This window comes from Halomonas sp. FeN2 (assembly GCF_020595105.1).
GTDB classification, from domain to species: domain Bacteria; phylum Pseudomonadota; class Gammaproteobacteria; order Pseudomonadales; family Halomonadaceae; genus Vreelandella; species Vreelandella neptunia.
The window spans coordinates 1,925,189-1,951,043 of sequence record NZ_CP074200.1 but is presented as its reverse complement, the minus strand read 5'-3'; the positions used below and the strand labels follow the sequence as shown (position 1 = coordinate 1,951,043).

Here is a 25,855-nt window from a genome sequence, read left to right as displayed (position 1 = left end):
TGGGTTTATCAGCATTAAAGAGTATGTCCAGCACTTAATAAAAAAGTGACTAATGAGGAGGCGGTAATGCTTCAAAATAATTTTTCCCCTAATGCACGTTTGGCTAGTTACGACACCTTGCTTGCGGAAGCAATTGCTGAAGAAACGACTCGCCAAGAAGCGCATATTGAATTAATCGCCTCCGAAAATTATACCAGCAAACTTGTCATGGAAGCGCAAGGTACACAGCTAACCAACAAGTATGCAGAAGGCTATCCAGGTCGCCGTTACTACGGTGGTTGTGAGTTCGTGGACAAGGTTGAAGCCTTGGCCATTGAGCGAGCCTGCCACCTTTTTAGTGCCAATTATGCCAATGTGCAGCCGCACTCCGGGGCCCAGGCCAATGCCGCTGTGTTTATGGCGCTGGTATCGCCGGGCGATACCGTATTGGGTATGAGTCTTGCCCACGGTGGGCACTTAACCCATGGTGCTGCCCCCAATTTCTCGGGTAAGCACTACAACGCCGTACAGTATGGCCTCAAGCCAGAAACCGGCGAGATCGACTACGAAGAAGTCGAGCGCTTAGCTCGCGAGCACCAGCCGAAGATGATCATCGCGGGCTTCTCCGCTTACTCTCGCGTGGTGGATTGGCGCCGTTTTCGCGCTATTGCCGATGAGGTAGGCGCCTGGTTGATGGTCGATATGGCCCACGTGGCTGGTTTGGTGGCCGCTGGCCTCTATCCGAGCCCGCTCCCTTTTGCGCATGTGGTCACCACCACCACCCATAAAACGCTGCGCGGCCCACGGGGTGGTTTGATTCTCTCCGCCCATGGTGACGTGGCTCTTTACAAGAAGCTCAATGGGGCGGTATTTCCGGGGCAGCAGGGCGGCCCGCTGATGCATGTGATTGCCGCCAAAGCGGTAGCGTTCAAGGAAGCCATGAACCAGGAGTTTGTGCGCTACCAGCAGCAGGTGATCGATAACGCCCAGGCCATGGCCAAAGTGTTTATGGAGCGCGGCTACGACGTGGTGTCCGGCGGCACCGACGACCACCTCTTTTTGGTTTCGCTTATACGCCAAGGCATTACCGGTAAAGATGCGGATGCAGCCCTTGGCCGCGCACATATCACGGTGAATAAAAACACGGTGCCCAACGACCCGCAAAGCCCCTTTGTGACCTCTGGCCTGCGTATTGGCACCCCCGCGGTCACCACGCGTGGCTTCGATGCCGAGGAGTGTAGCGAGCTGGCTGGATGGATCTGCGACATCTTAGACGAATTGGCGGCAGGCAAAGACACGACCTCCATTGAAGCTGAGGTGCAGGCCAAAGTGACCGACGTGTGTGCCCAGCACCCTGTCTACGCTGAGTCCGCCGCTGAAGCCGTCGAATCCATTGCTTGAATTGGCTTGCCGGCAGGGCCCGGCGCGGCTGAACTGAGGAGACACCTATGCAACGCTATTCCGGCTTCGGCCTGGTCAAGCACGCGCTGAGCCACCACGAGAACTGGGAGCGCCAGTGGCGTAATCCAACGCCCAAGAAGCAGTACGATGTGATCATCGTTGGCGGTGGTGGTCATGGCTTGGCCACGGCTTACTACCTGGCCAAAGAGTTCGGCGTCAAAAATGTCGCAGTGATCGAAAAAGGCTGGCTGGGCGGTGGTAACACCGCCCGTAATACCACCATCGTACGTTCCAACTACCTATGGGACGAATCGGCCGCTCTCTATGAGCACGCCATGAAACTGTGGGAAGGGCTTTCCCAAGACCTTAACTACAACGTCATGTTCTCCCAGCGGGGGGTGCTCAACCTGGGGCATACCCTGCAGGACATGCGCGATATCCAGCGTCGGGTGAATGCCAATCGGCTGAATGGCATTGACGGCGAAGTATTAGACGCCAAAGGGGTGCAGGAGCTGGTGCCGATTATGGACTGCTCCAAAAACGCGCGTTACCCGGTCATGGGTGCCTCCTGGCAGCCGCGTGCTGGCGTGGCCCGCCACGATGCGGTGGCCTGGGGCTATGCCCGCGGTGCCGATGCCCACGGCGTGGACATTCTGCAGCAGACTGAAGTGACTGGCTTCAAGATTCGTGATGGCCAGATCTACGGTGTACACACCAACCGTGGCGATATTGAAGCCAAAACCGTCGGTTGTGTGACTGCCGGTAACTCCTCTGTGCTGGCCAAGATGGGCGGCTTTAACTTGCCGTTAGAGTCCCATCCGCTGCAAGCCTTGGTGTCTGAACCGATCAAACCGATTCTCGATACGGTGGTGATGTCGAACCAGGTGCATGGCTACATCAGCCAGTCCGACAAGGGCGACCTGGTGATCGGCGCGGGCATCGACGGCTACAACGGCTATGGTCAACGCGGCAGCTATCCTACCGTGGAGCACACGCTTCAGGCGATCGTCGAGATGTTCCCGATCTTCTCGCGGGTGCGCATGAATCGTCAGTGGGGCGGTATTGTTGATACCTGCCCGGATGCCTGTCCGATTATCTCCAAAACGCCAGTGAAAGGCCTGTACTTCAACTGCGGTTGGGGCACCGGCGGCTTCAAGGCGACGCCGGGATCGGGGCATGTGTTTGCCGCCAGCCTAGCCAAGGGGGAGATGCACCCCATTGCCGAGCCGTTCTCCATGTTCCGCTTCCATAGCGGTGCGCTGATCGACGAACACGGCGCTGCCGGCGTGGCCCACTAGGGTTCATACGAGAGGAATATCCGCATGTTCTATATCTACTGCCCCTACTGCGGCGAACACCGTGAGGAAGAGGAGTTCCACCCCAAGGGCCAGGCGCATATCGAGCGCCCCAAGGAGCCCGAGGCGTGTAGTGACGAAGAGTGGGGTGACTACCTGTTCTTCCGTGACAACCCCCGTGGTGTTCACCATGAAATGTGGGTGCACGCGGTGGGTTGCCGCAAGTTTTTCAACGTGACGCGCCACACCGTGAGCTACGAAATTCTCGAGACTTACAAAATGGGCGAGCAGCCGTCGATTACCGCCGACAGCCAGAGCCAGGCTCGCGAGGGCGCTGCGGTAAGCCAACAAGAAGGAGTGCGGGCATGAGTCAGTCCAAGCAACAAGTGTACCGCCTTAACACGGGCGGCCGTATCGATCGCTCCCGCACGTTGAGCTTTACCTTTAACGGCCAGCGTTACCAAGGGCACCCTGGGGATACTCTGGCCTCAGCGCTGCTAGCTAACGGTGTGGATATCGTTAACCGCAGCTTTAAATACTCCCGGCCCCGCGGCATTGTCGCTGCGGGTGCTGAGGAGCCCAACGCCATCGTACAGCTAGGCAGCAGTGAAGCGGCCCAGGTGCCCAATGTACGCGCCACCCAGCAGGCGCTATATGACGGCCTGGCCGCCAGCAGCACCAATGGCTGGCCGAACGTACAGCGCGACCTGATGGGCCTGTTCGGCAAGCTGGGCGGTCAGTTCATGCCGCCGGGCTTCTACTACAAGACCTTCATGGCACCGGCCTCGATGTGGCTGACCTACGAGAAGTACATCCGCAAGGCGGCGGGGCTGGGTCGCAGCCCCATGGAAGCCGATCCGGATAACTATGATCACTTCAATCAGCACTGCGATGTGCTGGTCGTTGGCGCAGGCGCCGCAGGACTTGCGGCGGCGCTGGCCGCCGCGCGCAGCGGCGCTCGGGTGATCGTTGCCGATGAGCAGGAAGAGATGGGCGGCTCGCTGCTGGCCAGTCGTGAAACCCTGGAAGGCAAGCCAGCGGATCAGTGGGTTGCCCGGGTGATGGACGAGTTGGCGGGCTGCGAGAACGTCACGCTGCTGCCACGTACTACGGCCAACGGTTATCACGATCACAATTTCGTTACCCTGCATGAGCGGCGCACCGAACACCTGGGCGATACTGCACCGGTGGAAAATGGCCACCGTCAGGTACGCGCACGCCTGCACCGGGTACGCGCTGGTCAGGTGATCCTGTCCACGGGCGCCCACGAGCGTCCGCTGGTATACGCGGGCAATGACGTGCCGGGGAACCTGCTGGCTGGCGCTGTGTCGACCTACATTCGCCGCTATGGCGTGGCACCGGGCCGCAAGATGGTGCTCTCCACCAGCAACGACTACGGCTACCGCGCTGCCCTGGACTGGAAAGAGTCCGGCTGCGAGGTTGTCGCTATCGTGGACGCCCGTGAGGCGCCGGCGGGCGACTGGGTCGATGCCGCTCGCGCTCAGGGCATCAAAATTATTACCGGCAGCGCCGTTATCGAGGCGAAGGGCAGCAATCGGGTCACCGCGGCACGAGTCGCCAAGATCGATATTGAGGCTTTTAAAGTGAGCGGCCCGGTTCAGGAGTTGGCCTGCGATACCATCGCCAGCTCCGGCGGCTACAGCCCGGTGATTCACCTGGCTTCTCACACCGGGGCGCGGCCTAACTGGCGCGACGATATTATTGGCTTCGTGCCGGGGCTGGTGAAGGGCGTTCAGGCCTGTGGCGGTGCCAACGGCTGCTATGCCCTGGGTGACGTGCTGGCAGAAGGTGTCGAGGCGGGCATCAAGGCAGCGGCCGCCATGGGCCATGCCGTTCAGACGGTCACTCTGCCGAGCGCTGAGCGTCTGCAGCAAGGGCCTGCGGTGGCCCTCTTCCAGGTGCCTCACGAGAAGCCAACGCTGCGCGGCCCCAAGCAGTTCGTCGACCTGCAGAACGACGTCACCGCGGCGGGTATCGAGCTGGCAACCCGGGAAGGCTTCGAGTCCATCGAGCACATCAAGCGCTATACCGCGATGGGCTTCGGTACGGATCAGGGCAAGCTGGGCAACATTAACGGCATGGCGATTGCCGCCCGTTGCTTGAATCGCTCCATTCCCGAGGTGGGCACTACGGTGTTCCGTCCTAACTACACCCCGGTCACCTTTGGCGCCATCGTTGGTCGCCACTGCCGTGACCTGTTCGACCCCGAGCGCTACACCGCGCTGCACCAGTGGCACGTAGAGCGCGGCGCCGAGTTCGAGGACGTCGGTCAGTGGAAGCGCCCCTGGTACTACCCAGAGAAGGTGAATGGCAAGACCGAGACGATGCATGAAGCGGTTGCCCGCGAGTGTCTGGCAGTGCGCGAGAAGGTCGGTATCCTCGATGCCTCAACGCTTGGCAAGATCGATATCCAGGGGCCGGATGCGCGTGAATTCCTGGCGCGGGTCTACACCAACAAGTGGGAGAAACTGGCGGTTGGTAAATGCCGTTACGGCCTGATGTGTAAAGACGATGGCATGGTCACCGACGACGGTGTGACCAGCTGCCTGGCTGAAAACCACTTTTTGATGACCACCACTACCGGTGGCGCTGCCGCGATCCTGGAATGGCTGGAGCTGTGGCATCAAACCGAGTGGCCGGAACTGGATGTCTACTTCTCTTCGGTGACTGACCACTGGGCCACCATGACCATCACTGGCCCGGAAGCGCGCAAGCTGCTCGCCGAGATCAGTGATATCGATCTTGACCGCGATAGCTTCAAGTTCATGGATTGGCGCTCCGGGAAAGTGGCGGGCGTGCCGGCACGGGTCTTTCGCATCTCCTTTACCGGCGAGCTGACCTTCGAGATCAACGTGCAAGCCAATTATGCCATGCACGTGTGGCAAACCCTGTTCAAACATGGCGAGAAGTACGGCTTGACGCCTTATGGCACCGAAACCATGCACGTTCTGCGTGCTGAAAAGGGCTTCATCATCGTGGGACAGGAAACCGACGGCTCCGTGACGCCGGAAGACTTGGGTATGCAGTGGTGCGTAGGCTACGACAAGCCCTACTCATGGATTGGTAAGCGGGCCCTGACGCGCAGTGACACCAAACGCGAAAACCGCAAGCAGTTGGTGGGGCTCCGGCCCAAGGATCCGAAGGTGATCCTCGAAGAGGGGGCCCAGATTGTGCTTGATCCCAAGCATGCGATTCCCATGCCGATGGTGGGGCATGTTACCTCCAGCTACTACAGCCCGATTCTGGATTCAGGCTTTGCGCTAGCGGTGGTTAAGGGTGGCCATCAGAAGTTGGGTGAAACGGTTTACCTGCCCATGGCAGACGGCCAGACCCATGAAGCTGAAATCGTCAGCACTGTTTTCTACGATCCCAAGGGAGAGCGCCAGCATGTCTAACGCGGCTACTTTCGACACACGTACTGATACCGCGATCCCGGTAGAGTCCCCGTTAGCTTATAGCTATCGTCACAGTGGCGCTCCTCGGGGCAGCGGTTACCGTCTTAAGCTACGCGAGCGGGCAATGCAGGGGCATCTGATCCTGCGTGGTGGCGCCATCGTGCTTGATGAGGCAGTGCGCGAGGTACTGGGGATCAGCCTGCCTGGCAAACCCCAGGCGCTGGTGCTTGATGCCAGCGGCGAGCGCTCCATTCAGTGGCTTTCCCCGGACGAGTGGCTGGTGATTGTACCCGGTGGGGAAGAGTTCCCACTGGAGACGCAGCTGCGTGAGCGTCTGGGAGACGCCCACTTCGCGATTAGTGACGTTAGTGGTGGACAAACAGTGCTAGAGCTTTCCGGCGAGGCGGCCCGAGAGCTGTTGATGAAAACGGTGATCTACGACGTTCATCCCAGCAATTTCCCGGTGGGGAAGGGTGTCACTACCGTCTTCGGCAAGGCAACTACCATCATTCGCCGTCCCAGTGAAGATCGCTGGGAGCTGGTGATCCGGCGCAGCTTTGCCGACTACTGCTATCGCTGGTTGCTGGATGCAGCGGCAGAGTATGGCGTCAACGTACAACAATAAGCGGGCAGGCCGGAACGCTGTTCCGGCCGCTATGATCTTCCGCAACGGTCTGCCGCTAACTGAGAAGCATGCACTATGAGCCGAATGAGTGATACCTGGATACTGGCCGCCCAATGCCCCAGCCGCTTGGGAACGGTGGACGTCGTCACGCGCTTTCTAAAAGAGCAGCAGTGCTATATCACTGAACTCAACTCTTTCGATGATCGGCTCGGCGGACGCTTTTTCATTCGCGCCGAGTTTCGCCCAGAGCAAGATGAGTTTCATGAAGAGCGCTTTCACACCGATTTTTCAGCGCGGGCAAGCGAATTCGATATGCAGTTCGAATTGACGGCCCCTGGCAAACGCACCGGCACCGTGATTATGGTCTCCAAGGCCGATCACTGCTTGAATGATCTTCTCTACCGTTATCGGACGGGCCAGCTTCCGCTGGATATTAAGGCGGTGATTTCCAATCATCCTGATCTGGAGCCGTTGGCAGCATGGCACGATTTGCCCTACCACTACCTGCCGATCACGCCCGAGACGAAATTGCAGCAGGAAGCGCAGATACGCGAAATCATCGCGGATACCGACGCTGAGCTGGTGGTGCTGGCAAGGTATATGCAAGTGCTTTCGCCCTCTATGTGTGAGCTCTTAGCCGGCCGGGCCATCAATATTCACCACTCGCTGCTGCCCGGTTTTAAAGGCGCCAAGCCTTATCATCAGGCGTATGAGAAAGGGGTTAAGCTAGTCGGCGCAACGGCCCACTACATTAATAATGACCTTGATGAAGGGCCCATTATTGCCCAAGGGGTCGAGCCAGTGGATCACACCCACTACCCAGAGGATCTGGTTGCCAAGGGGCGTGATATCGAGTGCCTGACGCTGGCGAGAGCGATTAGCTACCACTTGGAACGCCGTGTGTTCTTTTATTCAGGGCGTACGGTGGTGTTTGGTAACTAATTTTGGTTATTCGTCATCTAATGTAGATTTGAGATTGATCGGCTTTTTTGTATCTCGCGGTTCAGATCGCAGCCACTAAGCCAGCTACCTGTTGTGGGAGGCCGCTTCAGCGGGCGATAAGCTCAAATATTCGCGAGCTGAAGCTCCCTCCCACAGGTCTGCTATTAGGCTGGCAGAAATGATTCCATACGAATAACGAAAAGCCATAAATATATCGTCAATAAAAGATAGTTTAGTTTTATTTATCACCACATCAAATAACTTATAAAAACGTTCAGGCTTCGCCTGATTTTCCCCTGTTTATACGTCAAGAGGTGCTCCAATGCCTATCAGTGTTTTCGACCTTTTTAAGATTGGAGTAGGCCCCTCCAGTTCCCATACCGTCGGGCCCATGCAGGCGGCTTTTAAGTATGTCACAACCCTGCGCGAAAACAGCCTGCTCGATGAGGTAGGGCATCTTGAAGTCCATCTTTATGGCTCGTTATCCGCCACGGGTATCGGACATGCCACCGATAACGCCATTATTATGGGATTGATGGGGGAACGTCCTAGCACAATAGATCCCTCGATTATTGAGCCAGCCATCGAAGCGCTTAAAGAGAGCCAGTCATTACAGCTGGGTCGACAAAAAGCAGTGAAGTTTGTTTGGGAGAGTGACCTTTATTTTCATGAGGAGAGTTTGCCTCATCACCCCAATGCCATGAAGCTGGCGGCTTTTACGCATCAGGGCGACTTGGTGTACGAAAATACCTATTACTCAGTGGGCGGCGGCTTTGTGGTTGAACAGGCCCAGGTGGATATGCCGCTGGACGATTTGGGTGGCGTAACCATTCCTTATAACTTCGATACAGCAGACGAGCTCTTGGCGCTATGTAAAAAAGAGCAGCTAAGTGTCAGTCGGCTGATGTTGGAAAATGAGAAAGTATGGCGGACGGAGGAGGAGGTCAGAAACGAACTGTGGCGTATCTGGCAAGTGATGTGTGAATGCATCGACAATGGATTAACCCACGAAGGGATACTGCCGGGCGGGTTAAAAGTTAAGCGAAGGGCTAAGCTGCTTCACCAGCGTCTTCAAGCGGCAGAGCAGAATGATTGCCTGATAGCCTCGACGTTCTCAGCGATGGAGTGGGTGAATATCTTTGCCCTCGCCGTCAACGAAGAAAACGCCGCAGGTGGGCGCATGGTCACTGCGCCCACCAATGGTGCCGCAGGCATCATACCCGCCGTCTTACACTACTATATGAAGTTTCAGCCCAACGCCTGTGAGAAAAACGTGGTGGATTTTTTGCTGGCGGCAGGCGCCATTGGCATTCTGTGTAAGAAAAATGCCTCAATCTCCGGCGCCGAAGTGGGCTGCCAGGGGGAGGTTGGCTCAGCTTGTGCCATGGCAGCCGCTGGCTTGGCTGATGTGATGGGGGGCACTCCCGAACAAGTCGAGCATGCGGCCGAAATCGGCTTGGAGCACAATTTAGGGTTAACCTGTGACCCCGTTGGAGGGTTGGTTCAAGTCCCTTGTATTGAGCGCAACGCTATCGCAACGGTAAAGGCGATCAATGCCGCTCAGATGGCACTGCGCGGCGATGGCACTCACTTTATATCGCTAGATAAAGTGATTCGTACCATGCGCGATACGGGGAGAGATATGTTGGATAAGTATAAAGAGACATCCAAAGGTGGATTGGCGGTTAATGCCATTGAGTGTTAACCAGCGCCTGCTGGAGTAGCGACAAACGCCGGATACCTGCTGAGGCAGGAATCCGGCGTTTTTGTAGAGGGGCGACCACTCGTCAGTTGATCTGATCTGCTTTTTCTGAGGCTTTCTGAGCCTGTACTTATCAGCCGTATACAGGCATAGTCCTTGAGTTAGTTTGAAGGCTAACAAAATTGTTTTCGCCTAGCTGATTCGGTTCTGTTTAGGAGGTGCCTGTTAGCATGTTGATATATATTGTGTTTTTTATGATTTTTATGGGTGTGACCGTTGCTTTATATCAGGTCTACGAAATTCATTACAATATAAACGTCGGCAACGATAAGAAGTTATCGAAGGCCGATAAAAGCCGCTTAAAAACGCTTTCTGACCAAGCTAAAACCGCCCAACAAAACCATGCGTGGGCAGATTTCGATCAAGTGGCGGCCAATGCCTTGGGCGCTGAATTCGATCGGGATATCGCCTTGGCAGCGTTTTCTGATGAGGAAGCAGGCAGCTATGCAATCCCTTTACTGCGGCGTAAAAACAGATTGAGTTTTAACGGCGTTAGAGAAAGTGCTGAGCGAAACCGCATAACAGTACGCCACTTGCCGTTTTGGAAAACAACGCTGCCGAATGTGAATATACGAGCAGCGTTGATTACCCTGGTGATTGTTAATTGTTTCCTGGTTCAGCTATTAGCGGCCATGACTGTCTACACGATTAGCTATCCGATATCGACGCCTTTTCTGGCCTGGCTAAACGAACCCCTGATCGTCATGCTGGTTATTTATGCCTTTATCTTCATGACCTTCCTTATCTCAACGTTGGATCGGTATATGCATGACCTTTATCAACTTGGAGAGTTATTCAAGAAAAAAGCTATTTAATAAAAAAGCTGTTTAAGGAAGCCGCTGTTTAGGCATCGGTGCAGCGCGCAATCTCATTAGCCAGCTGATCCAGTAGCGCTTCGTAAAGGCCAGCATCCAGCGTCAGGCCCACGCCCAAGGGATCCATGACGCCGATATAAGCGGACGTATCGCCAAAGACATTATTGACCATCTGCGGATTGAACTGGGGCTCACTGAAAACGCACTGGATATTTTCGTCATTCACCAGCGTTTGTAGTTCCTCAATACGTGCCGGGCTGGGTGACGATGCATCGCCGATGGAAATGGCGCCTGCCGCGTGCACGTTAAAGGCTTCCTCGAAATACTGGTAAGCATCATGGAAGACAATAAAGCGGGTGTCGGCGCTGTTGGCTAAACGGTCTTGAAGAGTCTCCTGAAGGCTGGTTAAGTCCTTCTTGCCCTGGGCGGCCTTGTTGCGGTAGTAAGCGGCGTTATCAGGGTCGATCTCACTTAACTGTTCGGCGATGGCATCCAGCCAACGGCGGGCATTAGCAGGATCCAGCCAAGCATGGGGATTCATGCCAGTATGGCTGTGATCATGACCGTGGTGGTCATGATCGTGCCCACTTTCGTCATGGCTGTCTTCATGGTGGTGGTGTTCGTGATCGCCGTGATCATGCTCATGATGATCGTGATCATGGTGCCCGTGACCGTGTTCATCCCCATCGTTGAGCGCAAAGGTCGCGCCTTCGCGGTATTCCAATGTGGTGATGCCAGGCACATCCATTAGCTCAAGGTGGCGTGCATCACCCGCCAGGTTGTCAATGGGGCCTGATAGCCAGGGCGTCAGCCCGTCGCTTACCCATACCACCAGATCCGCATCATCGAGGGATTGTGCTTCGGAAGGCCGTAGCGAATAACCATGCGGCGAGGCACCGGGCTGAATAAACAGCTCAGGATCGCCGCGCTCCCCCATCACCTTGGCGACCAGCGAATACACGGGTGGAATATCCACCGCCACACGCGGCGCGTCTGCGGCGGCAACCAGCGGAAAAGCCGCTAATAGCGGCCAAGACAAACGAGCTAAACGGTTATTCATTAAGGTTCTCCTCATCATCAAATATGACCTTTCTCGGTTCGACCATCGGCATTGACACTCGCCTATATTTTAATCATATGATATAACATAACAAATACACAAAAGACGACCTCCGATTATGCGGCTTGCTCAGCCTCCTGATAGCGATGCGATTCTGAACGTTCGCCACTTGAACGTTCGATTCGGCGGACAGCATATCCTTGAGAATATCAGTCTCGATTTATATCGAGAGCAGGTGGTGACCCTGATTGGCCCCAATGGCTCGGGGAAATCCACGCTGGTGAAAACGCTGATCGGTGCGGTAAGGCCCACATCGGGTCAGGTGACCATCGCCCCGCAGCAGCGTATCGGTTATGTGCCCCAACGGCTGCACCTGGATCCCACCCTGCCCATGACGGTTAAGCGTTTTATCAACTTGCCGCGTCGCAACCCGAATCGCAATGTGCAAAAGGCGCTGGAAGATGCTGGTGCCGGGGCTTTGATCAATGCGGCGATGAGCGAACTTTCGGGGGGACAGTTTCAACGCGTGCTGCTGGCCCGGGCGCTGCTGACAAGGCCCGACATTCTGATTCTTGATGAAGCGACACAAGGGCTCGACCACCGAGGCACCGCAGAATTCTACCAGCATATCGAAACCGTGCGCCGCACCTATGGCTGCGCCGTGTTGATGGTCAGTCACGATCTCCACGTCGTTATGCGTACCGCTGACCACGTGCTGTGCCTGAATCGCGTTATCTGTTGCGAGGGCAAGCCCGAGCAAGTGGCCTCATCGCCGGACTATCAGGCGCTGTTTGGCGATCAGACCGCCCAGACCTTAGCCCTCTACCGCCACCATCATCAGGAGGCCGCTAATGTTGGATGATTTTATGTGGCGGGCGATGATCGCCGGTGTATTGGTAGCCATGGCCGCCGCGCCCCTGGGGTGTTTCGTGGTGTGGCGGCGCATGGCCTACTTCGGCGATGCGACCGCCCACGCCGCCATTCTGGGCGTGGCGTTAGCGCTGTTATTGGACGTCTCCATCTTCTTGGGCGTACTGACGGTCGCCCTGGTGATGGCAAGCTGTGTGTCGATGCTCAGTGGGCGTGGCTATGCCATGGATACCCTGCTCGGGGTAATGGCGCACTCGGCCCTGGCCATCGGCCTGGTCGCTGTGTCGTTTCTTGCCGGGGTGCGCATCGACCTGAGTGCCTATCTGTTTGGCGATATTCTGGCCGTTGGGAAAACGGATATCTGGATTATCGGCGGCGGAGTGGCGCTGGTGCTGACGCTGCTTTTCTGGCGCTGGTCATCGTTATTGACCGCCACGTTAAGCGACGAGCTTGCCTATGCCAGCGGCATCCAACCCCGGCGCGAACAGCTGGTGCTCACCCTGGCGCTCGCAGTGGTCGTCGCCGTGGCGCTGAAAGTAGTGGGCGTGCTGCTGATAGCCGCCTTGTTGATCATCCCGGCGGCCACCGCCCGGCCTTTTTGCCGTACGCCAGAATCTATGGCGCTTCTGGCCGCGGGGATTGCAATGCTGGCGGTGACGTCAGGGCTGAGAGCCGCCTATATGATGGATACGCCGACTGGCCCGACGATTGTCACGCTAGCCGCCGTGCTGTTCACCCTGGCCACGGTTGCAACCCAAGGCTGGCGCTTGTTGCGTCAGCGCCTCCAGCCCGCGTCCTGTCATTCCGATAAATAGCGCGGTGGTAGCAATGGCTGCGTTTGCTCGCCGCTTCACGTCTATCCCAAGAGGTAACGAAATGACTGTTTTAACCCTGCCTGATGTAGCCAGCCAAACCGCCCGCTCTCCGGCCGCTTTGACCTGGGTGGGCATGGAGGGCATCGCACTCCCCATCCGACTAGGCAGCCGCAGTGTGACGGCCAAGCTCAGTGCAGGGGTTAGCCTGGATGACGCTGATGCACGGGGAATCCATATGTCCCGGCTGTATTTGGCGCTGGCACCGCTTGAAGAAGCACCGCTGACACTTCCAGCGGTTAAGGACATATTGAATGCATTTTTAACCAGCCAAGAGGGCTTATCTCAGAATGCTTATCTCAGCATCGAAGGCGAGCTTGCGCTTAAGCGGCAAGCCTTGATCAGCCCTTTAGCCGGGTGGAAAAGTTACCCCTTCACCTTGCGCTGCCAATTAACGCCCGCTGGCTTTCAGGCTGAACTCGACCTTACAGTGGGCTATTCGTCCACCTGCCCCTGCTCGGCGGCGCTGGCAAGGCAGCTGATTCAGCAGGCCTTTGAGGAGGATTTTTCAGAAATCCCGTTAACCAAATCTGCGGTATCTGCGTGGCTAGGCAGCGAAGAAGGGATACTCGCAACGCCCCATAGTCAGCGCAGCAGTGTCGAATGCAGTTTGCGTTTATCTGAAAGCGAAAACGGAGAATGGCCCCTCGCGAATTCGATAGAAAACTCGATTGACCGTATCGAACGAGCACTCGGTACCGCGCTGCAAACCGCGGTAAAACGTATCGATGAACAGGCCTTTGCCCTCGCCAATGGGCAAAACCTGATGTTCTGTGAAGACGCGGCAAGGCGGCTGGATAAAGTACTACGACAAGCGCCGAGGGTGTCAGGGTTTCAGCTCAAGGTCGTGCATGCTGAAAGCCTGCATGCCCATGACGCGGTGGCGCGCAGTGAGTGGAATTGGTGATTGCGGGTAGGCCGCTCTGGCCTACCCGCTCTATGCAAAGCGCAAGCAGCGGGAAGAGTCGTTCGAAAACGTTAGGTTCGAAACCTCAATAGGGCCTAAGCCTGCATTTTCAACACTTGAAAGGGTAGGTTGCCCTTTGAAATACGTGTCAAAACATAGACAAGCGGGCGTTCTGATGTGCCGTTTATGCGGAACACTTCCCCTTCGAGGGTAGCGCCTTCTTCTAACATGCGGTGAAGCATGTCGAGGTGCCCCCTCGGCACATAGCCCAGTTTGTGACCGGTGCTTTCGATACGGATGGCGCTAGCATCGACAGGGTTCTCAGGCTCGGGCAGAAGTTGGATGCTGCTGCCTACTGGTAAATCGGTTGCTTCAAGCTGTGATTCATGACGGAACCCCGCTATTTCGATTAATACCTCGAAGGTTTCAGGTGGATTGTCGAAAGGGTGAACAAGTTCAAAACCGTCATTGGGTAGCTTGGCGCCACTGTAACCCAGTAAAGCGAAGTCGCTAATGTTGGCATCCTCTGGGATAGCGCGCAGTTCCAGATAACGCCCAAAATCACGGCGACTGCGTGGCGGCAAGCGGCGAGTGAAAGCTTCCAGTACTTGATGATTGTGCTCTGCTTGCCTCATAGAAAATGCCGGGTAGCCTCGAAAGCCCAAAAGCTTTGCTTCTGCCATCTCTGAGCTATCCAGGGCATACACCAGAACCACGTTATTGTCCCGCTTGACCAATTCTCCCACTAGATAGCGAGAGCGCATTTTGCTCTCTCGTGCCTGCCAATAAAGCAGCAGCCGGTGTGGTTCCACCAAGTGTTCGATTAAGCGGGTCATATCAGTTCTCCAGAGCCTGTAAAAGGCGCTCTCTCCTTGTCAGAGTCAAAAACGCAATGAAGTCAGCACGCTGTTGGGTAATGGGATGTGGGATGTCAAAGTAAGTTAAGTCATTCAGGATGTCTCTAAGGTCATCATCGCACCAACGTTGTAAGCGTTCTATCAGTATTGGTCGAATAGCAGGGAATTGCTGACAATACTGAGTTACGCCCTGAATAAGCGGTAGGCGCTTTTTGTCGCCTTTGGCCCAGCGCATGTGGTGCTGCCCTCTTTTAAGGTAGGCATTGAATTCGTTATGGTCGCGCATCATGCGCTGCATTTTCTGGGGCTGCAACTCGTGACCGAGGCTAGTGCCATTATCAAAGTAGGGCGTGTAACGGGCAGTTGGGCCGTTTTCTCCCCAAATCACTCCCCAATTCTCTTGATGGCGATCAGTGTTGCCAATTAACGCATCAAAACATAGGCAAAGCCCCCAGTATTGTCGCCAATCATGGGTAAGCCATCCGCCTCTCTCTAGCACACGGCTTAGTTCGATAATTGATGTTAAATTATGCTGCCTTCCTTTATCTACATCAAAAGCGGGTATCAGCCGTTGCAAGTAATCTACGCCAGCAACATAGCGATCTTCTCTACTATCATCATAGCCAATGAACCATTCGTTGACTGTACCTGGTTCGTTTCGAGACGAGTCAATGGCAATAAAAACGGGAGGGAGCGTAAGCCCCATTAATCGGCCAATATGAAAGGCGATCACCTCAGACCAGTATTGGTCAGGGTAGCGAGGCTTATCTGAGTTTTTCGCGCTTTTGATAGCTTCTTTAAATAAATAACGGTGCCCAGGCATACAAAAATCATAAGGAGCTGGGTCAGGACAGACGCGGAGTGATTTATCGCGAGCGCCTACTGGAAAGACTTCATAATCTTGGTGAACATCCCAACTCGTGATATCAATCACTTGGTCTGGTCGCTGATGAATGCCTTCACGATTAATCATGGTGATATCTACCTACCTAGAAATAACAAAGTCCTCCCGTCGCTTCCCGTATTGCAGATCAACCCAGCTAGCCACGATACTTTTAATCCTAAACTAAACACATAATGTACAGCCATGAAATCCTCTTAGGCTCGGCATGGCTATGGTGCATCGTTAAAAGCGCGCATGCCAAAAGTCTCCACCTCCATGACGCAGTGGCGCGCAGCATGGGTGAGAGCCTTCACTTTTAAACATGACGTTGGCTCGGAAGGCTAAACGATTGTTGGCCTTCCCGTCAGCGCTTGTTTAGGATCACTAGCGGATCTCAACAAAAAAATAGCGAGCTGTTCTCATGAAGCCTGAAACCATTGCTCTTCACCATGGCTATTCGCCTGATTCACAAAACGCCGTGGCGGTGCCGATTCATCAAACCACGTCGTTTTCATTCGATAACGCGCAGCACGCGGCGGATCTGTTTGATCTTAAAGTCGAAGGAAACATTTACTCGCGCATTATGAACCCGACCTGCGCCGTGTTGGAGCAGCGGGTAGCCGCGTTGGAAGGCGGTATCGCCGGGCTAGCGGTGGCATCGGGAATGGCTGCGATCACCTACGCGATCCAGACCATTGCCGAAGCGGGCGATAACATTGTCTCGATCAGCGAGCTGTATGGCGGTACCTACAATCTGTTTGCCCACACCTTGCCGCGTCAAGGCATTCAGGTGCGTTTTGCCGATAAAGACGATATTGATGGCATCGAAGCGCTGATCGATGAGCGTACCAAAGCGGTTTTCTGCGAAAGCATTGGTAACCCCTCGGGGGGCGTGGTCGACCTAACAAAGCTGGCCGAAGCGGCACATCGTCATGGAGTGCCGGTGATTGTCGATAACACCACGGCGACGCCTTTCCTATGTCGGCCGATTGAGCACGGGGCGGACATCGTTGTCCACTCGGCGACCAAATATATCGGCGGCCACGGCACCACGGTGGGCGGTGTGATCGTTGATTCGGGCACCTTTCCCTGGGCCGAGAATGCCAGCCGTTTTCCGCTGCTCAATGAGCCTGATGTCTCCTATCACGGTGTGAGCTATACCCGTGATGTGGGCGATGCGGCCTTTATTGCCCGCGCCCGGGTGGTGCCACTACGCAACATGGGCGCGGCGCTTTCTGCTCAGGCGGCCTGGAACCTGCTCCAGGGGCTGGAAACGCTGTCACTAAGGATCGAGCGTATCTGTGCCAATGCCTTAGCGGTTGCCAAGCATCTGGAAAGCCATCCATTAGTCACCTGGGTGCATTATGCTGGCTTGGAAAATCATCCGGATCATGCGCTGGCCCAGCGTTATATGAATGGCCATGCTTCGGGAATTCTTAGTTTTGGCATCGAAGGCGGGCAGACCGCCGGAGAGCGCTTCTATGATGCGCTGGCGCTGATTCTCCGCCTGGTGAATATCGGCGATGCCAAAAGCTGCTCTTCCATTCCCGCCTCAACCACACACCGCCAGCTCAACGAGCAGGAGCTAAAAGCCGCTGGTGTCACACCGGATATGGTGCGCCTGTCGATCGGCATTGAGCATATCGACGATCTGTTGGCGGATATTGATCAAGCGCTGGCGGCCTCTCAAGGGTAGTTTGTTCCGCCCCCGCCATCTCAGTACCATAAGTCTAGAGATGGCGGAGGCGAACCGTTAAACGCCCTTAGAAGCCGCCAGGGTATACAAAAACTCAAGCCCCAGCGTCGCGGCGGCAAGCGAAGTAATGTCGCCGTGGTCATAGGCGGGGTTCACTTCCACCACGTCCATGCCGACCAGTTCCATGCCTACCATGCCACGAATCACTTTCAGCATCAGGTCGGTGGACATACCACCGCAGACCGGCGTGCCGGTGCCCGGGGCGAAGGCAGGGTCGAGACCGTCAATATCCAAGGTGACGTAGGCCGGGTGATAACCCACGCGGGCACGAATGCGCTCAAGCACGGCCGCTGCACCGTGGTCATTGACCCAGTCCGCATCCAATACCTCGTAAGGGTGGTTGTGGCGGTCGTAACTGGTGCGAATACCGATTTGCAGCGAGTGCTCGGGTACTACCAAGCCTTCCTTTAAAGCGTGGTGAAAAATGGTGCCGTGGTCAAAGCGGGTGCCTTGCTCGTAGGTGTCTGTGTGGGCGTCGAAATGGATCAGCGCCAGCGGGCCGTGCTCTCGGGCGTGGGCGCGCAGCAGCGGCAGACTGATGTAGTGGTCGCCGCCCAGGGTGAGCATCTTTTTGCCCGCCTTTAACCAGCGGTTGGCGTGGGTTTCCAGGTTATCGACCAGGCTTTCGGGCTCGCCATATGCGTAATCAACGTTGCCTGCATCGCATACTTTGAGGCGATCTTCCAAGGCGAAGTCCCATGGCCAGCGCTTGCCTTCCCAGATCAGGTTGGCGGTACTTTGACGAATAGCATTTGGCCCCATACGGGTGCCCGAACGGCCAGAACAAGCAAGGTCAAAGGGAACGCCACTCACCACAACGTCGGCGTCGGTTGCCTTAGGATCCGTTGCTTTTGCTACGCCCATAAAGGTAGAAATCACATCGCCATAAAGGCTGGGCATGGTTTGAGTTTGTGGGTGGGTCACCGGTGTGCTTCTCCTTGCGTGCTGGATTATCGTTAATAGTCGCGGGCGGGCGAATAAGCAGCAGACAATAAGCAATTACTAGTGATAAATTAAATGAATGTTTAGAATTTAGTCATTTGTGATGTGAATAATGAGAGACTATGCGCTTACTACGCCATTTCGACCTAAACTTGCTGCTGGTGTTTGAGGTGCTGATGCACGAGCGTCACGTCACTCGTGCGGCAGAAACGCTGCATTTAAGCCAACCCGCCTTGAGCCATGCCTTAAAACGCCTGCGTGAGTCGCTGGATGATCCGCTGCTTGTGCGCACCGAAAACGGTATGCAGCCGACCCCCCGGGCACTCGCGCTGCTGCCCGTGGTGCAACAGGCGCTGGCGATGCTGCGGCAAGGGCTTGCGCCCCCCGCGATGTTTTCGCCTGCTAACAGCACGCGACGCTTTACGCTCGCCACTACGGATTACTTTGAAGAGGTCATGTACCCGCTCTTTTTAAGTCAGCTGTTGGCCTATGCGCCGGGCATTAGCTTCTCCATTGAGCTAATTACCCCGGACGTGTTAAGTGAGGGGCTGGAACAGCGCCAAATTGATATGGTGGTAGGGCTGGATAACCAAAGCGCGTTGCCCAGTGGCGTGATTCAGACGCCTTGGATGGATGAGGAACTGGTCTGCTTGGTCGCTACCCATAATGGCCGCGTGGGTGATGCGCTTGATATCGCTCAGTTTGCTCAAGAGCCCCATGTGGAGCTGGCTGACATCAGTGGTCTAAGGCCCAGTAATATTGATAGCTGCCTGGTTCAGCACGGATTAACCCGCCGGGTGATCTCTAAAAACCTCAACTACATCGCCGCAGCGCGGGTAGTGGCGCTCACGGAAGCGATCATGACGCTCCCACGTCAAATGGCTGAACGGTTCGTTGCTATGCTGCCAGTGCGTTTGGTAGAGCCGCCTAAGGAGCTTCCCGCACTAAAAATGACATTGATTCAGCATGGACTCTATGCCAATGATCCTGCTAATGCATGGCTCCATAAGGTGCTTGTTGAGTTTGCTAACGACTTTAGACGTTAGGGTAACCATCATGCACACTAGCCCATGTTGTAATTAAACAACCCTGTTGCATCAAAGGTTGAATAGTATCTGGCAGCCACCCCGTTAGATCCTAGACTGCTACTAAGGCGTTATCACTAACGCCGCAAAAGGTACGGTGCCCGTTGAACAACTGTGGCACTGCAATAAGGTTAAGCAAGGGAGAACACGAGTGAAAATAGGTGCACCGAAGGAGAGTGCCCGGGGGGAGGCGCGTGTTGCGCTAACCCCCGAGAGCGCCAAGCAAATCCAGAAGCTAGGCCACGAGTGCTTAGTAGAATCCGGCGCGGGCCTAGCGGCGGGCTTTAATGACGACACTTATCGCGATGCGGGCGTTACCGTAGTGGAAGGAGCCGACGCGCTCTGGAAAGACGCCGATGTGGTCATTAAAGTCCGCGAGCCCTCGGATGAAGAGGCCGAGCGGCTGAGGCAAGGCCAAACCTTGATTGCCTTCTTCTGGCCCGCGCAAAACGAAGCGCTGCTTGAGAAGTGCAAGTCTCAGGGCGCCACCGTTATTGCCATGGATATGGTGCCGCGGATCTCGCGCGCCCAGAAGATGGACGCGCTCTCCTCCATGGCTAATATCGCGGGCTACCGCGCGGTGATTGAGGCGGGCAACAACTTTGGCCGCTTCTTTACCGGCCAGGTAACCGCTGCCGGTAAAGTGCCCCCGGCCAAGGTATTGGTGATTGGCGCTGGCGTGGCAGGGTTGGCCGCGATCGGTACCGCTACCAGCCTGGGTGCCGTTGTGCGAGCCTTTGACGTGCGCCCTGAGGTCTCTGAACAAATCGAGTCCATGGGCGCTGAATTCCTGTTCCTCGATTTTGAGGATAGCCAGGATGGTTCTGAGAGCGGTGGCTACGCCTCGCCTTCAAGCCCGGAGTTCCGCGAGAAACAGCTTGAGTGCTTCCGCGAGCAGGCAGCCGATGTGGATATCGTCATTACCACGGCGCTGATTCCCGGCAAGCCCGCGCCCAAGCTTTGGCTGGAAGACATGGTCGAGGCCATGAAGCCGGGCTCGGTGGTTATCGACTTAGCCGCCGAGAAGGGCGGCAACTGCGATCTGACCAAGCCTGACGAGCGAGTGGTATCGGATAATGGCGTAGTGGTCATCGGCTACACCGACTTCCCTTCGCGCATGGCCACCCAGGCGTCGCTGCTTTACGCCACCAATATTCGCCATATGCTGACCGATCTCACCCCCGAGAAAGAGGGCGTGATCAATCACAATATGGAAGACGACGTGATTCGTGGCGCCACGGTGACTCACGAAGGCGAAATAACCTTCCCTCCACCGCCGCCCAAAGTAAAAGCGATTGCTGCCGCTAAGCCGAAGAAGAAAGAGAAAGAGCCCACGCCGGAAGAGAAAAAGGCCACTGAGCTTGCCGCCTTCAAAGCGCAAACCAAGCGGCAGGTGAGTCTACTGGCTGTTGGCGGCGTACTGATGCTGCTGCTGGGCCAAGTGGCGCCGGCGTCCTTTATGCAGCACTTTATTGTCTTTGTTCTTGCCTGCTTTATCGGCTTCCAGGTGATTTGGAAAGTGAGCCATTCGCTGCATACGCCACTAATGGCGGTAACCAATGCGATCTCGGGCATCATTATTTTGGGGGCGATTCTGCAGATTGGCTCCGGCAGCGCAGTGGTTAGCGTGCTGGCGGCGATCTCAGTGCTTATCGCGTCAATCAATATCGTGGGTGGCTTCCTGGTGACACGCCGGATGCTGGCCATGTTCCAAAAATCCTAAGCGGCGGAGAGACGATATGTTAGAGCAAGGATTCGTATCTGCCGCGGCAATCGCGGCGAGCGTACTGTTTATTCTGTCGCTAGGCGGCTTGAGTAACCAGGAGAAAGCCAAGCGGGCCGTATGGTACGGCATCGTGGGCATGGCGGTGGCGGTGTTCTTCACTGCCCTCGGCCCAGGTATTGGCGGCTACTGGTGGCTGATCCCGATGATGCTGATCGGCGCAGGCATCGGCGCCTATGTAGCGGGCAAGGTCGAGATGACCGAAATGCCTCAGCTAGTGGCAGCGCTACACAGTTTTGTAGGCTTAGCAGCGGTATTTGTGGCCTGGAGCGCCGATTTGGAGCGTCGCCGTGTTATGGCCGCGCGCGCCGCCGAAGCGTCTTTGGATCAGTTCTCCGCCTTTGCTGCGCTGGTAGCCACAAAAGCCCCTGATGAGCTGATGTTCCTGCAGGTTGAGGTGGTGCTGGGTATCTTCATCGGTGCGGTGACCTTTACCGGCTCGGTGATTGCCTTTGGCAAGCTCGCAGGCAAGGTGGATGGCAAGCCACGTCAGCTGCCCGGCGGGCATATGCTGAATGCTGGGGCGGCGGTACTGTCGCTGCTGTTGGCGATTCTCTATCTGAACGGTGCTGGCTTCTGGACGCTGTTGGTGCTTGCGGCGCTGGCGTTCTTTATCGGTTACCACCTGATTATGGGCATTGGCGGGGCCGATATGCCCGTGGTGGTCTCCATGCTCAACAGCTACTCTGGCTGGGCGGCGGCGGCTATCGGCTTCACGCTTTCCAACGACCTGCTGATTGTGACCGGTGCATTGGTGGGCTCATCCGGTGCGATTCTCTCTTACATCATGTGTAAGGCGATGAATCGCAACTTCGTCAATGTGATTCTAGGCGGCTTTGGCGGAAGCACTGGGCCCGCGGCAGAGATTGAAGGCGAGCAAGTGGCCATAGACGCCGGTGGTGTAGCGAGCGCCTTGAACGACGCCGACAGCGTTATTATTGTGCCGGGTTACGGCATGGCGGTGGCCCAGGCGCAAACCGCAGTGAGCGACTTGGTGCGTAAACTGCGTGCAGCGGGCAAGACCGTGCGCTTCGGTATCCACCCGGTGGCGGGCCGCTTGCCAGGGCATATGAACGTGCTGCTGGCGGAAGCCAAAGTGCCTTACGACATCGTGCTGGAAATGGATGAAATCAACGACGATTTCGCCACCACCGATGTGGTCATCGTGATTGGCTCCAACGACATCGTGAACCCTGCGGCCGAGGAAGACCCCAATAGTCCTATCGCTGGCATGCCGGTATTGAAGGTATGGGAAGCCAAGCAGGTGTTTGTCAGCAAACGCGGCCAGGGCACCGGTTACTCCGGTATCGAGAACCCGCTGTTCTTCAAAGACAACACGCGGATGTTCTACGGTGATGCCCGGGATAGCCTGAATACGCTGTTGCCGCTGATCGATTAGGCCTTTGTGTTTTAGCTACCCATGCAACTTAGCTGGACGCTAGGCTACTAAAAGCCATTAGGTACTGAGCCCGCGAGCAATCGCGGGCTTTTTAGTTTCTGTGCAGGGCGCGGCTACTCCTGCTATGGTCGGATACCCCCTTATGTGTTGAGCAATGGCTACTATGGATCAACGCCCCAACCCCCGAGTACTGCTGCGTTTGCTGGGTCTACTGCGCCCCTACCGCACGCGGTTGGCGCTGGCTGGCCTAGCGCTACTCATGGCCTCGGGAAGCGTGCTGCTGCTGGGGAATGGATTGCGTCTGGTCATCGACAGAGGCTTTCTCGCCGCTGATCAGCAGGCGTTGGCCCAAACACTGGGTTTAATGCTTGCCGTCGTCACGGTGCTGGCGCTTGCCTCTGCACTGCGTTACTACCAAGTGACCTGGATTGGCGAGCGCTTGGCCGCCAACCTGCGCCAGCGGGTGTTTGATCATTTGCTCACCTTGGAGCCAAGCTTTTTTGAAAGCGCCAGCGACGGCCGTGCCGCGGGGGAGATCGCATCACGCCTGACGGCGGACACCAGCGTACTACAGAGCCTGTTTGGCTCCTCGGTATCGCTGGCGCTGCGCAATCTGGTCATGCTGGTGGGCGCCGTGGTGCTCATGCTGGTCACTCAACCGTGGCTCTCGGCAATGGTGCTGATTGGCATCCCCGCCACTCTGCTGCCCATCGTGTGGTACGGCCGTCGGGTGCGGCGGCTTTCGCGTACCAGTCAGGATCGCGTGGCCGAACTGGGTCGCTATGCTGAGGAGGCGCTGAGCGGTATTAAAACGCTTCAGGCATTTACCCACGAGGCGGTGGATAAAAGCCACTATGGCCAGCGGGTTGAACAGGCGTTTGGCAGCGCCGTAGAGCGCACTCAGCAGCGCGCCTGGTTAACCGGTGTCGCTATGTTAGTGGTGTTTACGGCGGTTGGCTTAATGCTCTGGCAGGGCGGTCAGGCGGTGCTAGACGGCACCATGAGCGCGGGTGAGCTATCGGCGTTTATCTTTTACGCCGTGCTGGCAGCAGGGGCAATTGCCACCCTGGCCGAGGTCGCCGGGGATGTGCAGCGCGCGGCAGGAGCTGCAGAGCGCTTATTGGAGCTGCTCGATACGCAGCCCGCTATCCAGTCGCCGGTAAATCCGCAGCGCTTGCCAAGCCCTTCGCGTGGTGAGATTACCCTGGAGAACGTCACGTTTACCTACCCTGGTCGGGAAACCCCAGCGCTGAACGGGTTTGACCTGCACATTAAACCGGGAGAACGAGTAGCGGTGGTGGGGCCTTCCGGGGCAGGTAAAAGCACGCTGCTGGCGCTGCTGCTACGCTTTTATGACCCCAGCCAGGGGCGCATTACCTTGGATGATAGGGATGTCCGTACGCTAGATCTTGCCGCCTTGCGCCGTGCCATGGGGTTGGTGGCGCAGGAGCCGGTGCTGTTTAGTGGCTCGGTGGCCGAGAATCTGCGCTACGGAGACCCCGAGGCGGATATCGATAGATTGCGCCTTGCCGCCCAGGATGCCAGCGCCCTCGACTTTATTGATGCGCTGCCCCAAGGCTTTGATACGCCCCTGGGGCCAGGTGGGGTGCAGCTCTCCGGTGGCCAGCGTCAGCGGCTCGCTATTGCCCGGGCGCTACTTAAAAACCCCGCGGTGCTGCTGTTGGATGAAGCCACCAGCGCCTTGGATGCGGAGAGCGAGCGGCTGGTGCAGCAGGCGCTGGATCGGCTGATGGTGGGCCGCACCAGCATCGTGATCGCCCACCGGTTGGCGACTGTCATCGCCGCTGACCGCTTGTTGGTGCTGGAGGGTGGGGAACTGGTAGCGGCGGGCACCCACGCTGAATTAATCACCACCAGCGCGCTCTATCGTCATTTAGCCGCGTTGCAGTTTGGCGGTGAAACGTTATAAAACGGTTCTTTTAACGATGGGAATACCGATGTCGAGTTTCTTTCAGCGCCTGAATGCCGTTAATGCCCCTTCGATTGGCCTGGGCTGCATGAACCTCTCCCACGGTTACGGTAGCATCGTGCCGGAAAGCGCAGCCTTACGGGCGCTGGATGAGGCCTTTGATATGGGCTATCGCCACTTCGATACCGCCACGCTGTATGGCGCCACCGCCAATGAAAGTGTGGTTGGGCGAGCTTTGGAGGGTAAGCGGCATCAGCTCTTTCTAGCTAGTAAATGCGGTATGGCGATGGATCCTGAATCAGGCAAGCGGGTCATTGATGGCCGCCCGGAAACCCTGCGCAAGCAGTGCGAAGCCAGCCTTGCACGCCTACGTACCGACCATTTGGATCTCTACTACCTGCACCGCTTGGATCGCCAAGTCCCCATTGAAGAGAGCGTGGGTGCGTTGGGGCGCCTGGTGGAAGAAGGCAAAATCGGTGGTGTGGGGTTATCTGAAATTTCTGCGCTAACATTGCGCCGTGCGGCAGCTGAATATCCTATCGCAGCGGTGCAGTCGGAATACTCGCTGTGGACGCGCAACCCTGAAATCGCCCTGATTGATGCGTGCCGCGAGGTGGGAGCAGCCCTGGTCGCGTTTAGCCCTCTGGGACGAGGCTTCCTAACCGGCGCCATTCAAGACCCCGCGCGTCTTGAAGAGGGCGATATGCGCCGTAACATGCCGCGCTTCAGCGCCGAAAACTACCCGCATAATATAAAACTATTTGAACGCCTTGCGACGCTGGCGCAGGCCTTAAGCGTCACGCCGGGGCAGCTGGCGCTGGCGTGGCTAAAAGCCAAAGGCGGCGATGTCATTCCCATTCCCGGCACCCGCTCACCTGATCATATGCGGGAAAATTTAGCCGCGGAAACGCTACATCTCGATGTCACCACCCTGTCTCAGTTGAATGCCATGATGACGCCAGACCAAGTTGCGGGGGCGCGATACAGTGAGGCGCAGCAAGCGGACATCGATACGGAAGAGTTTGAGTCACAGTAATGCAGGTAAATTGGCGATGTATAAAAACTATTAGATCAGTCACTAAAAGCAAATTGTGCCTATGATAGATGTGGGCTAAAAATGTACCAAGTGAGTGACGCGTCCTTTTATCACACGTTGCTGTTTGAGCACGCTGATAAGGGCGCTCACCGTCAGTTGACTTGGTAGCGGCTCTTTCACCATAACCAAGACGAACGCAACCAAGACAAAAGCAGTTAAGACAAAATGACGTTAGAGGGA

Annotated in this window: 21 protein-coding genes; 17 read left to right on the top strand and 4 right to left on the bottom strand. The window is 56.4% G+C overall.

From position 1 onward, the window contains the following. Nucleotides 1-66: 66 nt before the first annotated feature. The 8 genes from glyA (at nucleotide 67) to KF947_RS08920 (ending at nucleotide 10,235) form a co-directional block, all read left to right on the top strand. A complete protein-coding gene (glyA, locus tag KF947_RS08955) occupies nucleotides 67-1,380 on the top strand; it encodes a serine hydroxymethyltransferase (RefSeq protein WP_227406016.1) in 1,314 nt (437 codons plus the stop codon). Nucleotides 1,381-1,427: 47 nt separating this feature from the next. Beyond that, complete coding sequence (locus KF947_RS08950) at nucleotides 1,428-2,678, top strand: sarcosine oxidase subunit beta family protein (RefSeq protein ID WP_009286043.1); 1,251 nt, start codon at nucleotides 1,428-1,430, stop codon at nucleotides 2,676-2,678. Nucleotides 2,679-2,702: 24 nt separating this feature from the next. Continuing rightward, nucleotides 2,703-3,044, top strand: a complete 342-nt coding sequence (locus tag KF947_RS08945) for a sarcosine oxidase subunit delta (protein WP_022521483.1) — start codon at nucleotides 2,703-2,705, stop codon at nucleotides 3,042-3,044. Continuing rightward, the gene (locus KF947_RS08940; protein WP_223288549.1) at nucleotides 3,041-6,091 is read left to right on the top strand and encodes a sarcosine oxidase subunit alpha family protein; all 3,051 of its coding nucleotides are present in this window, start codon (nucleotides 3,041-3,043) and stop codon (nucleotides 6,089-6,091) included. Before KF947_RS08945 ends, KF947_RS08940 begins: the two co-directional genes overlap by 4 nt. After that, complete coding sequence (locus KF947_RS08935) at nucleotides 6,084-6,716, top strand: sarcosine oxidase subunit gamma (protein ID WP_223288548.1); 633 nt, start codon at nucleotides 6,084-6,086, stop codon at nucleotides 6,714-6,716. The genes KF947_RS08940 and KF947_RS08935 overlap by 8 nt, the downstream gene beginning before the upstream one ends. Before the next feature lie 75 nt (nucleotides 6,717-6,791). Next, on the top strand, nucleotides 6,792-7,658 hold the full coding sequence (purU, locus tag KF947_RS08930) for a formyltetrahydrofolate deformylase (protein ID WP_227406015.1): 867 nt from the start codon (nucleotides 6,792-6,794) through the stop codon (nucleotides 7,656-7,658). A 322-nt stretch (nucleotides 7,659-7,980) separates the two neighbouring features. Then, nucleotides 7,981-9,363 (top strand): L-serine ammonia-lyase, encoded by a 1,383-nt coding sequence (locus KF947_RS08925; RefSeq protein ID WP_227406014.1) that lies wholly within the window; start codon nucleotides 7,981-7,983, stop codon nucleotides 9,361-9,363. A gap of 227 nt (nucleotides 9,364-9,590) precedes the next feature. Continuing rightward, complete coding sequence (locus KF947_RS08920) at nucleotides 9,591-10,235, top strand: hypothetical protein (protein WP_223288545.1); 645 nt, start codon at nucleotides 9,591-9,593, stop codon at nucleotides 10,233-10,235. A 28-nt stretch (nucleotides 10,236-10,263) separates the two neighbouring features. On the opposite strand, the gene KF947_RS08915 is transcribed toward KF947_RS08920, so the two are convergent. Then, on the bottom strand, nucleotides 10,264-11,295 hold the full coding sequence (locus tag KF947_RS08915; protein ID WP_227406013.1) for a zinc ABC transporter substrate-binding protein: 1,032 nt from the start codon (nucleotides 11,293-11,295) through the stop codon (nucleotides 10,264-10,266). A gap of 118 nt (nucleotides 11,296-11,413) precedes the next feature. On the opposite strand from KF947_RS08915, the gene KF947_RS08910 reads away from it, so the two are divergent. The 3 genes from KF947_RS08910 to folE2 all read left to right on the top strand — a co-directional run bounded on the left by KF947_RS08910 (nucleotide 11,414) and on the right by folE2 (nucleotide 13,944). Continuing rightward, nucleotides 11,414-12,157, top strand: a complete 744-nt coding sequence (locus KF947_RS08910; RefSeq protein WP_223288543.1) for a metal ABC transporter ATP-binding protein — start codon at nucleotides 11,414-11,416, stop codon at nucleotides 12,155-12,157. Next, nucleotides 12,147-12,980: a metal ABC transporter permease gene (locus KF947_RS08905; protein ID WP_223288542.1), complete on the top strand. Its 834-nt coding sequence runs from the start codon at nucleotides 12,147-12,149 to the stop codon at nucleotides 12,978-12,980. Before KF947_RS08910 ends, KF947_RS08905 begins: the two co-directional genes overlap by 11 nt. Nucleotides 12,981-13,041: 61 nt before the next feature. Then, nucleotides 13,042-13,944 carry a GTP cyclohydrolase FolE2 gene (gene folE2, locus KF947_RS08900; RefSeq protein WP_223288541.1) on the top strand — a complete coding sequence of 301 codons (903 nt, stop codon included), beginning with the start codon at nucleotides 13,042-13,044 and terminating at the stop codon, nucleotides 13,942-13,944. A 95-nt stretch (nucleotides 13,945-14,039) separates the two neighbouring features. On the opposite strand, the gene KF947_RS08895 is transcribed toward folE2, so the two are convergent. Continuing rightward, a complete protein-coding gene (locus tag KF947_RS08895) occupies nucleotides 14,040-14,780 on the bottom strand; it encodes an HIRAN domain-containing protein (protein ID WP_223288540.1) in 741 nt (246 codons plus the stop codon). A gap of 1 nt (nucleotide 14,781) precedes the next feature. After that, nucleotides 14,782-15,774: a HipA domain-containing protein gene (locus KF947_RS08890; RefSeq protein WP_223288539.1), complete on the bottom strand. Its 993-nt coding sequence runs from the start codon at nucleotides 15,772-15,774 to the stop codon at nucleotides 14,782-14,784. A gap of 331 nt (nucleotides 15,775-16,105) precedes the next feature. On the opposite strand from KF947_RS08890, the gene KF947_RS08885 reads away from it, so the two are divergent. Continuing rightward, the gene (locus KF947_RS08885; RefSeq protein ID WP_227406012.1) at nucleotides 16,106-17,380 is read left to right on the top strand and encodes an O-acetylhomoserine aminocarboxypropyltransferase/cysteine synthase family protein; all 1,275 of its coding nucleotides are present in this window, start codon (nucleotides 16,106-16,108) and stop codon (nucleotides 17,378-17,380) included. 57 nt (nucleotides 17,381-17,437) lie between these two features. Here KF947_RS08885 and speB read toward each other — a convergent pair whose 3' ends face one another. Beyond that, nucleotides 17,438-18,340: an agmatinase gene (gene speB / locus KF947_RS08880; RefSeq protein ID WP_223288585.1), complete on the bottom strand. Its 903-nt coding sequence runs from the start codon at nucleotides 18,338-18,340 to the stop codon at nucleotides 17,438-17,440. 164 nt (nucleotides 18,341-18,504) lie between these two features. On the opposite strand from speB, the gene KF947_RS08875 reads away from it, so the two are divergent. The 5 genes from KF947_RS08875 (at nucleotide 18,505) to KF947_RS08855 (ending at nucleotide 25,615) form a co-directional block, all read left to right on the top strand. Continuing rightward, a complete protein-coding gene (locus tag KF947_RS08875; protein WP_227406011.1) occupies nucleotides 18,505-19,428 on the top strand; it encodes a LysR family transcriptional regulator in 924 nt (307 codons plus the stop codon). Nucleotides 19,429-19,618: 190 nt separating this feature from the next. Further along, nucleotides 19,619-21,190, top strand: a complete 1,572-nt coding sequence (locus KF947_RS08870) for a Re/Si-specific NAD(P)(+) transhydrogenase subunit alpha (protein WP_133731534.1) — start codon at nucleotides 19,619-19,621, stop codon at nucleotides 21,188-21,190. Between the two features lie 16 nt (nucleotides 21,191-21,206). Beyond that, the gene (locus KF947_RS08865; protein ID WP_133731533.1) at nucleotides 21,207-22,649 is read left to right on the top strand and encodes an NAD(P)(+) transhydrogenase (Re/Si-specific) subunit beta; all 1,443 of its coding nucleotides are present in this window, start codon (nucleotides 21,207-21,209) and stop codon (nucleotides 22,647-22,649) included. A gap of 163 nt (nucleotides 22,650-22,812) precedes the next feature. Continuing rightward, on the top strand, nucleotides 22,813-24,579 hold the full coding sequence (locus KF947_RS08860; RefSeq protein ID WP_227406010.1) for an ABC transporter transmembrane domain-containing protein: 1,767 nt from the start codon (nucleotides 22,813-22,815) through the stop codon (nucleotides 24,577-24,579). A gap of 28 nt (nucleotides 24,580-24,607) precedes the next feature. Further along, nucleotides 24,608-25,615 (top strand): aldo/keto reductase, encoded by a 1,008-nt coding sequence (locus tag KF947_RS08855; RefSeq protein ID WP_223288535.1) that lies wholly within the window; start codon nucleotides 24,608-24,610, stop codon nucleotides 25,613-25,615. Nucleotides 25,616-25,855: the final 240 nt, after the last annotated feature.

What these genes read in the sequence shown, in the direction of transcription:
- KF947_RS08915 (WP_227406013.1), bottom strand. Translation starts at nt 11,295, where the DNA reads ATGAATAACCGTTTAGCTCGTTTGTCTTGGCCGCTATTAGCGGCTTTT.
- KF947_RS08855 (WP_223288535.1), top strand. Translation starts at nt 24,608, where the DNA reads ATGTCGAGTTTCTTTCAGCGCCTGAATGCCGTTAATGCCCCTTCGATT.
- KF947_RS08925 (WP_227406014.1), top strand. Translation starts at nt 7,981, where the DNA reads ATGCCTATCAGTGTTTTCGACCTTTTTAAGATTGGAGTAGGCCCCTCC.
- KF947_RS08885 (WP_227406012.1), top strand. Translation starts at nt 16,106, where the DNA reads ATGAAGCCTGAAACCATTGCTCTTCACCATGGCTATTCGCCTGATTCA.
- KF947_RS08910 (WP_223288543.1), top strand. Translation starts at nt 11,414, where the DNA reads ATGCGGCTTGCTCAGCCTCCTGATAGCGATGCGATTCTGAACGTTCGC.
- glyA (WP_227406016.1), top strand. Translation starts at nt 67, where the DNA reads ATGCTTCAAAATAATTTTTCCCCTAATGCACGTTTGGCTAGTTACGAC.
- KF947_RS08865 (WP_133731533.1), top strand. Translation starts at nt 21,207, where the DNA reads ATGTTAGAGCAAGGATTCGTATCTGCCGCGGCAATCGCGGCGAGCGTA.
- KF947_RS08895 (WP_223288540.1), bottom strand. Translation starts at nt 14,780, where the DNA reads ATGACCCGCTTAATCGAACACTTGGTGGAACCACACCGGCTGCTGCTT.
- purU (WP_227406015.1), top strand. Translation starts at nt 6,792, where the DNA reads ATGAGCCGAATGAGTGATACCTGGATACTGGCCGCCCAATGCCCCAGC.
- KF947_RS08940 (WP_223288549.1), top strand. Translation starts at nt 3,041, where the DNA reads ATGAGTCAGTCCAAGCAACAAGTGTACCGCCTTAACACGGGCGGCCGT.
- KF947_RS08950 (WP_009286043.1), top strand. Translation starts at nt 1,428, where the DNA reads ATGCAACGCTATTCCGGCTTCGGCCTGGTCAAGCACGCGCTGAGCCAC.
- folE2 (WP_223288541.1), top strand. Translation starts at nt 13,042, where the DNA reads ATGACTGTTTTAACCCTGCCTGATGTAGCCAGCCAAACCGCCCGCTCT.
- KF947_RS08935 (WP_223288548.1), top strand. Translation starts at nt 6,084, where the DNA reads ATGTCTAACGCGGCTACTTTCGACACACGTACTGATACCGCGATCCCG.
- KF947_RS08875 (WP_227406011.1), top strand. Translation starts at nt 18,505, where the DNA reads ATGCGCTTACTACGCCATTTCGACCTAAACTTGCTGCTGGTGTTTGAG.
- KF947_RS08905 (WP_223288542.1), top strand. Translation starts at nt 12,147, where the DNA reads ATGTTGGATGATTTTATGTGGCGGGCGATGATCGCCGGTGTATTGGTA.
- KF947_RS08860 (WP_227406010.1), top strand. Translation starts at nt 22,813, where the DNA reads ATGGATCAACGCCCCAACCCCCGAGTACTGCTGCGTTTGCTGGGTCTA.
- KF947_RS08890 (WP_223288539.1), bottom strand. Translation starts at nt 15,774, where the DNA reads ATGATTAATCGTGAAGGCATTCATCAGCGACCAGACCAAGTGATTGAT.
- KF947_RS08920 (WP_223288545.1), top strand. Translation starts at nt 9,591, where the DNA reads ATGTTGATATATATTGTGTTTTTTATGATTTTTATGGGTGTGACCGTT.
- KF947_RS08945 (WP_022521483.1), top strand. Translation starts at nt 2,703, where the DNA reads ATGTTCTATATCTACTGCCCCTACTGCGGCGAACACCGTGAGGAAGAG.
- speB (WP_223288585.1), bottom strand. Translation starts at nt 18,340, where the DNA reads ATGCCCAGCCTTTATGGCGATGTGATTTCTACCTTTATGGGCGTAGCA.